This window comes from Streptomyces sp. ADMS (genome assembly GCF_033441795.1).
GTDB lineage: Bacteria > Actinomycetota > Actinomycetes > Streptomycetales > Streptomycetaceae > Streptomyces.
In genome coordinates, this window is sequence record NZ_JAVFVX010000183.1 from 1 (window position 1) to 9258 (window position 9258).

Here is a 9258-nt window from a genome sequence, read left to right on the forward strand (position 1 = left end):
GTTGACCATGATCACCGGGTCGTTGTGCTTGACGGAGATCTTGATGTCCCGGAAGCCGTGCTCCTCGAAGAGCGACGCCTCCCACAACGCCGACTCGACGAGCGCTTCGGGGGTCGCCTTCCCGTACTTCTGGAGCAGCCTCCGGTCCAGCGAACCGGCGTTGACGCCGATCCGGATCGGCGTACCGTGGTTCCTGGCGGCGCGCGCGATCTCCTTCACCTTGTCGTCGAACTGCTTGATGTTGCCGGGATTGACGCGGACGGCGGCGCAGCCGGACTCGATCGCGGCGAACACGTACTTCGGCTGGAAGTGGATGTCGGCGATCACCGGGATCTGCGACTTGCTCGCGATGGTCGCCAGCGCGTCCGCGTCGTCCTGCGTGGGGCAGGCGACACGGACGATCTGACAGCCGGACGCGGTGAGTTCGGCGATCTGCTGGAGTGTGGCGCCGATGTCCGACGTACGCGTCGTCGTCATCGACTGGACCGACACCGGGGCCCCGCCCCCGACCGCCACGGGCCCGACCTCGATACGCCGGGAGACCCGGCGCTCGGCGATCGGGCGGACCGGTATCTCGGGAACGCCCAAGGAGACGGCGGTCACGACGTCACTCCCGGTTTCCGGCGACGGTCTCGCGCATGGCGCGCAGGGACTCCTTCAGGGACCCCATGGTTGCCATGACTGCCGTCGGCTCGTAGCCGCAGTGCGCCATGCAGTTGGCACACCGGTCGTCCTTGCCGCGGCCGTAGGCGTCCCAGTCGGTCTTCTCGATGAGTTCCCTGTACGTCGTCACATAGCCGTCGCTCATCAGATAGCAGGGCTTCTGCCAGCCGAACAGCGAGTAGTTCGGGATCGCCCAGGCCGTGCAAGGGAAGTCGGCCTTGCCCTCCAGGAAGTCCAGGAAGAGCGGGGAGTGGTTGAGCCGCCAGCGCCGCCGGTTGCCGCCTCCGAATGCCTTCTTGAACAGCTCGCGAGTCTGCTCGACGCCGAGGAAGTGCTCCTGGTCGGGGGCCTTCTCGTAGGCGTAGGCGGGCGAGATCATCATCTCGTCGACCTGGAGGTCGTCGTTGAGGAAGTTGAGCACCTCGATGATGGTCTGCGGGGTGTCGGTGTTGAAGAAGGTCGAGTTGGTGGTGACCCGGAATCCGCGCTTCTTGGCCTCCTTGATGGCGGCCACGGCCTCGTCGAACACCCCCTCTTTCGCGACGGACTCGTCGTGCCGCTCGCGCAGGCCGTCGATGTGCACGGCGAACGCGAAATACGGCGAGGGCCTGAACTTGTCCATCTTCTTGCGCAGCAGCATGGCGTTGGTGCAGAGGAAGACGTACTTCTTCCTCTGCACCAACTGCCGCACGATCTCGTCGATATGAGGATGCATCAGGGGTTCGCCGCCCGCGATGGACACCATGGGTGCCCCGGACTCCAGCACCGCTCCGACAGCCTGGGCGACCGGCATGCGCTGCTTGAGCACCCCGGCCGGGTGCTGGATCTTGCCGCAGCCCTCACACTTGAGGTTGCAGGCGTAGAGCGGTTCGAGTTCGACGATCAGCGGGAACTTGTCCCGCTTGCGGATTTTCTGTTCGGCCAAATACGTAGCGATTTTGATGGTCTGGCGGAGCGGCATGGCCATCTGGCTCACCTCCTGGGGAGCAGCAAGGAACGGTGCCATTCGAGAAAAGCGGGAAGGACCGAACGAAGAACGCGGAAAGCCGATATTCCACCGCGAAGCGTGCCGATCCGGACGAGTTCATGTTCTGGAGCGTCCACGACCACCCGTACGGCCGCAACCGGGCGCACGCCCGTGCGCACGGCGCTGTGGAGCGTGGCCGCCGACTCCATGTCGACCGCGATTGCGCCGGTCGCGAGCAGATCCGACCGTTCGTGACCGCGCACGACGTGATCGGATCCGGTGAGAGGGCCGGTGTGGACCGTGCGCCCGGGCACGGCACGCATCAGTTCCTCGACGAGCAGTTCCACGCCGTCGCAGCGGGTGGCGCCGCGCGGGTGCCGGGTCTCCTCGGCGACCACCAGGTCACCGGGGTGCATTCCGGGGGCGAGTCCCGCGCAGAAGCCGGTGGCCAGTACGACGGCGTGGCACAGCGCCGGGTCGGCGAGGGCCCGGGTGACGGCCGCCTCGGCCGCCTCGGGCCCCATTCCCGTACGCAGCACGGTGACGGGTCCCTCGCGGCGTTCGCCCCGGCGCAGGGCGAGCCGCTCGATGCCGAGCGCACAGGCGATCAGCAGCGGGGCCGGCTCGGGCTGCCTGTCCATCAGCCCCCCTTGGCGTCGGCGAACGGCTCCCCGTGGACGTACCGGCCGAGCGCGGTGAGCGGGAAGACCTGGCGGTAGAGGTGGTAGTTGATCGAGAAGTCCCAGGGGAAGCCGGTGCCGGTGAAGTACGGCTCGTCCCAGGAGCCGTCAGGCAGTTGGGACGCGGCGAGCCACTCGACACCGCGTTCGACGACCTTCGAGTCGTGCTCCCCGGCGGCCAGCAGGGCGAGCAGAGCCCAGGCTGTCTGGGAGGCGGTCGAGGCACCCCGGCCGCTCCAGCCGGCGCTGTCGTTGTAGGAGCGCAGGTCCTCACCCCAGCCGCCGTCGTCGTTCTGGACCTTCTCCAGCCAGTCCACCGCGCGCCGGATCGCCGGGTGGGCGGCGGGCAGGCCGGCGGCGGTCAGCGCGGGCACCACCGAGCCGGTCCCGTAGACGTAGTTGACGCCCCAGCGGCCGAACCAGGCGCCGCTGGGCTCCTGTTCGGCGAGCAGCCACTCGATGCCGCGCCGGGTGCGCGGATCGTGGGACATGCCCTCGACGGCCAGCATCTCCACGACATGCGCGGTGACATCGGCGGACGGCGGGTCGATGACCTCGCCGAAGTCGCAGAACGGAAGCTTGTTGGGAAGCGAACTGGTGTTGTCGACGTCGAAGGCGCCCCAGGCACCGTTCTTCGACTGCATACCGAGGTTCCAGCGCACTCCGCGGCCGATGGCCTTCTCGACCCGCTCCGGGTCGTGGTGCCGGACACGGCGGAGGGCGAGGACGACCTCGGCGGTGTCGTCGATGTCGGGGTAGTTGTCGTTGTGGAACTCGAACGCCCAGCCACCCGGCGGCAGTTCGGGCCGTCGTACGGACCAGTCACCGGGCCGGACCACCTGTTCGCCCAGCATCCAGTCGGCGGCCTTGACCAGTTGGGGGTGGTCGGCGGGCAGGCCCGCGTCGGCGAGAGCGATGACGGCGAGACACGTGTCCCACACCGGCGACTGGCAGGCCTCGATCATCCGGGCCCCGTCCTCGCGCCACACCGTGAAACGGTCCAGGGACTCCAACCCGGCCCGCATGACCGGGTGTTCGAGGTCGTAGCCGAGCAGGTGCAGGGCGATCACCGAGTAGACGGCCGGCGGCTGGATGCCTCCCCAGCAGCCGTCGTTCTCCTGGCGCTCGATGATCCAGCGGGCGGCGGCGTTCATGGCCGCCTTGCGCAGCCGGCGCACCGCGACTTTCCGGTAGCCGTGCAGAACCCTGTCGAGACGCTGGAAGGCACCGTCCCAACTCACGAGTGGCGCAAGGGACTTGCCCGGGTTCGGCTCCCCGGGATCGGTGTGCAGCTCATCCAGCGGGAAGGGTGCCGGGCGGACCGGGCGAATCGCGCTGACGATGGTGAGCGGCACGATCGTCTGCCGGGCCCAGCAGCCGAAGTCGTAGATGTTGAGCGGCATCCACTTCGGGAAGTAGATGAGTTCCGGCGGGAGTTCGGGAAGGTCGTCCCACTTCCACCAGCCGAACAGAGCCAGCCAGATCCGGGTGAAGACCCGGGCTGCGGCGATCCCTCCCCGGTCGCGGATCCAGGCGGACGCCTTCGCCATGTGCGGCGCGTCCGGGGCGTCCCCGGCCAGCCGCAGGGCGACGTACGCCTCGATGGTGGCGGAGAGATCGGCGGGTCCGCCGTGGAAGGTCGCCCAGGTGTCGTCGTCGCGCTGCTCGCCACGGATGAACAACGCGGCTGCCTGGGTGGTCTGTTCGTCGCGGATGCCCAGGAACTGACGCAGCAGCAGGTCCTCGGCGTCCATCGTGACGTTGGTCTCGAGGTCGCCCTTCCACCAGCCCTGGGCGTCCTGCCGCGCGAGCAGATGATCGGTGGCACGCCTCATGGCATGCGCGGCGGCATCCTGAACCCCTGCCACCACGGGAACGTCGATGTCGGTTTCGGTTTCGCTGGCCGAGGCAGCGCGGGGCGGCAATGCCCCGGTGCTTCCGTCGGTCGTCGCTGTCATGGCTTCCCCTTCGTGCAGTGGATGTCTCTGCTGTGGGTCCGCCGTCGGCCGGTGCGCCGCTGAACGCGACGCCCGGCCGGCGACTACGCGAGGCTTATTCGACCGATAGTGATCATCTCTTTCGCACGACGACGAAGTCGGCGAGCGCGGTGAACTGTTCGCGCACCCGGTCGGGCATGTCGATGGCGTTCAGTGCGTCGACGGCGATGGTGTGCTGACGGCGGGCCTCCTCGGCGGTCCACTCGCGGCCGCCCGCCTGTTCGATCAGGGCGGCGCGGGCGGCGAACTCCTCCTCGGAGAAGCTCTCGAAGTCGCTGCTCTTCGCGTCGGCGGCGAGGAGTCCACCGAGCCGCTCGGCGGCCGGGCCGCTCGCCGCGAGGGCGGCGACGACGGGCAGGGACTTCTTGCGCTGACGCAGATCGCTCCAGGTCTGCTTGCCCGTGGCCTCCGGGTCGCCCCAGATGCCGAGGAGGTCGTCGACGGCCTGGAAGGCCAGGCCGAGGTGGTAGCCGTACTTCTCCAGGGTGTCGGCGGTGCGGTCGTCCGCGCCGCCGAGGACCGCACCGATGGAGCTGGCGCAGGCGAGCAGGGCGCCGGTCTTGTTGCCCTCCATCTCCAGGCACTCCTCGACGCTGACGCGGTCGCGGTGCTCGTAGGAGATGTCCTGCGCCTGGCCGTCGATGAGGGCGCGGGTCGCGGTGGTGAGGCGGCGGGTGGCGCGGCCTGCCTCGACGGTCCCGAGTTCCAGGAGGATCTCGTTGGCCAGCGCGAACATGGCGTCGCCGACCAGGATGGCCTGGGCGGGACCGTGCACCTTCCAGACGGTGTCACGGTGTCGGCGCTGTTCGTCGCCGTCCATCAGGTCGTCGTGCAGCAGCGAGAAGTTGTGCACCAGCTCGACGGCGACCGCGCCGGGGATGCCGGCCTCGGGGCCGGCGCCGGTGACCTCGGCGGACAGCACGGCGAGCGCGGGGCGTACGGCCTTGCCGCCGTCGCCGGCCGTGGGCCTGCCGTGGGCGTCGATCCAGCCGAAGTGGTAGGCGGAGACGGTGTCCATGGGCGCCGCGAGACGGTTGATCGCCGCCCGCAGCACCGGAGTGGCCAGGGTCCGGCCGCGCTCCAGGAGCGCGGTCACGTCCACCGTGGTCCTTCGATCGGCCTTCGGGGCCGGGGGCACAGTGGGCACAGTCTCTCCTCTTGTCGCGGTGCCGGGGGTGCGGGGGCCCGTCGCGTTCTGATGGTCGAGCATCAGGCGGCCTCCTCGACGTCGAAGAGGTGGTGGCGGGGCCGGCCCAGAGCGCCCAGCACGGCGCCGGCCGCACTGACTCCGCTGCGGACCGCACTCTCCATGGTCGCGGGCCACCCGGTGGCGGTCCACGAACCGGCCAGGTACAGGCCGGGGGTTCTGGTGCGGGCGCCGGGCCGCAGCCGTCCGACGCCGGGGGTGGGGGCGAACGTCGCTGTCCGCTCCCGGGTGACGAAGAAATCCTGCACGCGGGCGCCCTTCGCGCGGGGCAACAGCCGCTCCAGCTCCGGGAGATACCGCTCGCGCAGTGCCGCCACGGGCTCGTCGATCTCGTCGTGCGCGGCCGACTGCGACAGCGCAAGGTACTGGCCCTCGCCACCGAGCCCGGACGCCTCGGTCCGGTCGAAGACCCACTGGACCGGGCTGCCGAGCGCCGCGAGGAACGGCGTGCTCAGCACCTTCCGGTCGTACACCACGTGCACGTTGAGGATGGGCGCGGTGCCGATCTCCAGCAGCCGCCCGGGGGCGTCGAGCGCGCCCTCCGGCAGCAGATCGTGCGCCTCGTGCTGGGCCACGGCGAGCACGACGGCGTCCGCGTCGAGCGTCTCACCGGGAACCTGAACGGTCAGGCGGCCGTTCTCGTTGTGTTGGACGGAGGTGACGCGTGTACGGACTTCGGTACGCACGCCCGCGGAGTCGAGCGCCTTGCGGGCCAGAGTGTCGTGCAGTTCACCCAGCGGGACGCGCGCCCAGCCGATGTCGGCCGCGCCCGGGTCGGACAGCAGACCGGTCTTGAACACCATCGCGGCGAGCCCCAGGGACGAGTCCCCGGCCACCGCGTTGAGGGTGGCGACCCCCACCAGGTCCCACAGTGCCTCGACAGCACGCGGCGACTGACCGTGCGCGGCCAGCCAGCTGCCGAAGTCCTGCGCGTCCAGCGCCGGGTCGCCGAGGTCCAGCGCCTTGAGCGCGAGTGCGGCACGGCCCACTCTGGCGCGTTCGGCGAGGGAGAGGTGCGGATACGTGGCCAGGCTGCGCCCGAGATGCAGGGGTACGGGCAGTGCGTCGCGCCGAAGTCTGCCCAGGCGCCGCCCGGCAGGCTTCGCCGCGTCGACCACCGGCACGTCGAGACGAGCCTGCACCGGAGCGAGCGCGGCGCCGTCGATACGGTCGAGGAACCAGCGGTAGGCGGTGCAGCAACGCAGGTACACGTGCTGGCCGTTGTCGACGGTCAGTCCGTCGCGCTGGAAGGAGAAGGCGAGCCCGCCGAGCCGCGGCCGCCCTTCGAGCAGCGTGACGCGGACACCGGCATCGGCCAGCGAAAGCGCCGCGGTGATGCCCGCCAGCCCTCCGCCGACCACCACGGCGCTCTTCTCACCGTGATGCCCCGGACGTTCCCCGGGCCGCGTACCGTCGCTCATCCCGCACTCCCCCCTGCGCACCCGCCGCGCCGGATGAACACCGCACGGCAGGCCGTTGAAGTCAGGGACGCCGTCCCCGACCGGAGGGTTGCGCGCCGTTTCGACTGGGGCACATCATCTCGGACCGGACTCTCCATCAGGCCCGCCTCCTGACGGTCCGCCGGGACACATGCCGGGCGTCCAGACCGGACAGGCCGCGCACCGCGACGTACGCCTTCTCGCGTCCGGGCAGCGAGACCCGGCCGCGCAGCACGGCCTCCGGCTCGCGCTCGATGCGGTCGAGGAGCCGCCGGTAGATGCCGGCCATGGCGGCGACACAGGCGCCGCTGCGCCGGTCGAGCATGGGCAGCAGCCGGTAGCCCTCGGCGAACAGGGCGCGGGCGCGCCGCACTTCGAAGTGGACCAGGCCCGCGAAGTCGGAGCCCTCCGGCGGGTTCGGCCCGCTGAACCCGGCCGAGCAGCCGAACTTGGCGAGGTCGTCGGAGGGCAGATAGGTCCGTCCGCCCACGGCGTCCTCGCGGACGTCCCGCAGGATGTTGGTGAGCTGGAGTGCGAGCCCCAGCGTGTCGGCGTACTCGGAGGCGCGTTCCGCACCGCGCGCGCCCCGCTCCGTGCCGAACACACCCAGCGAGAGCCGCCCGATGGCCCCGGCCACACAGCGGCAGTAGACCTTCAGGTCGTCCCAGGTCTCGTAGGTCTCACCGTGTACGTCCATCACGACGCCGTCGATGAGTTCGTCGAGGCCGCCGAGCGGGATCGGGAAGTGTGTCCCCGCGTGGCTGAGGGCGACCGCGACCGGGTCGGTGTCGTCCTCGTCGACCGCGCCCTCGCGGACCCGGGTGAGCAGCGCTCTGGTGTCCTCCAGCCGCGCCGCCTTGACCTCGGAGGCCAGCGTGCCGTCACCGATGTCGTCGACGCGCCGGGAGAACGCGTACAGGGCGGACATCGCGCGCCGCTTCGGCGTCGGCAGCAGTCTGATGCCGTACGCGAAGTTGCGGGCCTGCTGTCCGGTGATGGCCTCGCAGTAGCTGTAGGCGGCGAGTACCGGTGCGGACACGTGTGGTTCCGACTCCACCCTCCGGATCACCCCTTTCCTCGCAGGGTTGTGCCCACCTCGCGCAGCAACTGGATCCTGCCGGGCTTGGGCGGGCCGGGAAGTACGTCGTATTCGGCGGCGGCGATCGCCTGGATGGCCGCCTTTCCCCCCGCCACGAAACCCGCGAGCAGCAGCTTCAGCCTGCCGTGGACGCTACCCACGAGGGGGATGCCTTCATTCAGCAGGCCACACGCGCGTTCCGCTTCGTATGCGATCAGTGCGCGCACCGATGCGCCTGCGGTGGGGGCTGCGAGATCCGCCTCCCGGAGATGAAAGCGCTTCATGTCCTGGGCGGGCAGGTAGATCCGGCCGCGGCCGAGGTCCTCGGTGACGTCCTGGAGGTGCTCGACGATCTGGAGGGCCGTGCACACGGCGTCGGAGCGGCGGATCCGCTCGGGCGTCGCGGTGCCGGTGACGGCGAGGACGAGGCGGCCCACGGGGTTGGCGGACAACTCGCAGTAGGCGAGGAGGTCGTCGTACGTCTCGTACCGTCTGACCAGCTGGTCCTGGCGGTTGGCGGCGATCAGGCCGAGGAAGGGCTCGGGGGTGAGGGCGCGGCGGCGAACGGTCGGCTGGAGCCGGCGCAGCAGGGGGTGCTCCGGGGTTCCGTCGAAGACCCTGCGCAGGTCGGTCTCGAAGGCGTCGAGAAGTACGAGCCGGTCGTCCGCCTCTTCGGGGGCCACGCCCAGCAGACGGGCATCGGCGCCACCGGGGGCCAGATCGCCGTCACCGATGTCGTCGACGAGGCGGGCGAAGCCGTAGACGGCCATGAGGTCGGTGCGCCAGGCCCTGGGAAGGAAGAACGGTGCCACGGGGAAGTTCTCGTCCGCGGCCTTGTCGAGCGTGCCGCGCTCCGCGTCGTCGGTGCGCGTATGGCCGGTTGCCGTCACCGTTCACTGCCCGGGGCGGGGATGGCACACGCTGTGGGGAGCTGGGGAGTTTCCGTAGCCATCGCCGTCACATCTCCCGTTCTACACTGCGGACCCAATGGGCACTATTTCGGACACGCCGCCCAGCCGTCCACGCGGCGGTCCGATGCCGGGTGTCGCGTGTTATCGCCCCACTTGCCGCGATTCAGCGCTGGTACAGCTTACGTTGTACAACGCACCATGGTCCGTCGGGGTGTCCGACGCATCACAAGAACGCACCGATTGGCGTCAAGATTCCTGCGGCTGGCCGGAGTTGACGTTTCCTTTACAGACGTGGGGCCCCGCCGGACCAGTTCCG

9 protein-coding genes are annotated in these 9258 nt (G+C 70.1%); all 9 read right to left on the reverse strand.

Going from position 1 to position 9258, the window contains the following annotated elements; genetic code table 11:
* Positions 1 to 603, reverse strand: a 603-nt coding sequence (locus RB628_RS38100; RefSeq protein ID WP_318325232.1) for a flavodoxin-dependent (E)-4-hydroxy-3-methylbut-2-enyl-diphosphate synthase, incomplete at its 3' end; no start/stop codon positions are given.
* Positions 604 to 607: 4 nt separating this feature from the next.
* On the reverse strand, positions 608 to 1630 hold the full coding sequence (gene hpnH, locus RB628_RS38105; protein ID WP_318325233.1) for an adenosyl-hopene transferase HpnH: 1023 nt from the start codon (positions 1628 to 1630) through the stop codon (positions 608 to 610).
* 5 nt (positions 1631 to 1635) lie between these two features.
* Complete coding sequence (locus RB628_RS38110; RefSeq protein WP_318325234.1) at positions 1636 to 2271, reverse strand: 1-hydroxy-2-methyl-2-butenyl 4-diphosphate reductase; 636 nt, start codon at positions 2269 to 2271, stop codon at positions 1636 to 1638.
* On the reverse strand, positions 2271 to 4268 hold the full coding sequence (gene shc / locus RB628_RS38115; protein ID WP_318325235.1) for a squalene--hopene cyclase: 1998 nt from the start codon (positions 4266 to 4268) through the stop codon (positions 2271 to 2273). The genes RB628_RS38110 and shc overlap by 1 nt, the downstream gene beginning before the upstream one ends.
* 112 nt (positions 4269 to 4380) lie before the next feature.
* Entirely contained in the window at positions 4381 to 5454 is a 1074-nt protein-coding gene (locus RB628_RS38120) for a polyprenyl synthetase family protein (protein WP_318325236.1), read from the reverse strand.
* 62 nt (positions 5455 to 5516) lie between these two features.
* Entirely contained in the window at positions 5517 to 6935 is a 1419-nt protein-coding gene (hpnE, locus tag RB628_RS38125) for a hydroxysqualene dehydroxylase HpnE (protein ID WP_318325237.1), read from the reverse strand.
* Positions 6932 to 7072: a DUF6380 family protein gene (locus RB628_RS42805; RefSeq protein WP_412180792.1), complete on the reverse strand. Its 141-nt coding sequence runs from the start codon at positions 7070 to 7072 to the stop codon at positions 6932 to 6934. Before RB628_RS42805 ends, hpnE begins: the two co-directional genes overlap by 4 nt.
* Entirely contained in the window at positions 7072 to 8022 is a 951-nt protein-coding gene (hpnD, locus tag RB628_RS38130; protein WP_318325238.1) for a presqualene diphosphate synthase HpnD, read from the reverse strand. The genes RB628_RS42805 and hpnD overlap by 1 nt, the downstream gene beginning before the upstream one ends.
* Positions 8019 to 8921, reverse strand: a complete 903-nt coding sequence (hpnC, locus tag RB628_RS38135) for a squalene synthase HpnC (RefSeq protein ID WP_318325239.1) — start codon at positions 8919 to 8921, stop codon at positions 8019 to 8021. The genes hpnD and hpnC overlap by 4 nt, the downstream gene beginning before the upstream one ends.
* Positions 8922 to 9258 lie beyond the last annotated feature (337 nt).